The following is a 1135-nucleotide window of genomic DNA, read 5'->3' as shown; positions in this document are numbered from 1 at the left end:
CCGGGAAGTGGATCGTCAGCTGTGATAGCGTCAGGTTCCAGTTCTGAATCGGATGCGTCCATCGCTCGGAGGCTTTCAGTATACCGGCATAGAGCAGTTTGAGTAAGCTGTTCTCACTGGCAAAGCCGCCCTTGGTCTTAGTCAGCTTGCGGAACTGGCGGTGGACAGCCTCGACGGCGTTGGTGGTGTAAATCGCCGTACGCACGTAGTCCGGGTATTTGAAGTAGGCCGACAGGGTCGGCCACTTGCTGCGCCAGGACTTGATCACCATTGGGTACTTATCGCCCCACTTGGCCTCCAGCTCGTCTAGGGCACTCTCGGCGGCATTGAGCGTTGCCGCTTTGTAGATGCACTTGAGGTCGGCCATAAAGACCTTCTGGTTTTTCGAGGCGACGTATTTCATTGAGTTGCGGATCTGGTGGATGATGCAGTGCTGGATCTCGGTGTTGGGATAGATGCTCTCAATGGCTTCAGGGAAGCCCTTCAGGCCGTCTACACAGGCAATCAGGATGTCCTTGACCCCGCGGTTGTGGAGGTCGGTAAGTACGCTCAGCCAGTGATGGGCGCCCTCCTGGTCGGACAGATAGAGCCCCAGCAGCTCTTTCTTGCCTTCGATATTCAGGCCAAGAATAGTGTAGATGGCCTTGCTGACATAGCGGCCATTTTCCCTGATTTTGTAATGGATGGCGTCCAGCCAGACGATGGGGTAGACGGCCTCCAGATCGCGCTCACGCCATGCCTGAAGCTCGGGCAGCAGCTTGTCTGTGATTGCGTTGATGGTGCCGTTGGAGAGTTCCATGCCGTAGATTTCGGCAATGTGTGTACGGATGTCCTGGTAGCTGTTACCCAGGGCAAATAGGGCGATAATCTTGCGCTCTAGTTCGTCGGTAAGCTGGGTCTGGTGCTTCTTGACGATCTGCGGCTCGAAGGTACCAGCCCGATCCCGCGGCGCCTGCAGCTCGAAGCTGCCAGCGGGACTTTTCATAGTTTTGGACGTGGTGCCATTCTTGCGGTTGGGCTTGTCCTCGCTGGCGAGGTGCTCCTCCAGCTCCGCCTTCATGGCAGCTTCGGTGAGTTGTTTGATCAGTGGGGTCAGGATGCCGTCCTTGCCGCTGAGGTCTTTGCCCTCACGCAG

Annotated in this window: 1 protein-coding gene; it reads right to left on the bottom strand. The window is 56.8% G+C overall.

The window, feature by feature from the left end; genetic code table 11:
* Positions 1-1135: IS256 family transposase (locus AC6R19_RS22720; RefSeq protein ID WP_500582150.1), on the bottom strand; the 1135-nt coding region annotated here is incomplete at both ends.

Source organism: Microbulbifer sp. SE14 (genome assembly GCF_059834885.1).
Note: the sequence above shows the minus strand (reverse complement) of the source record. Positions and strands in the feature narration are given on the sequence as shown.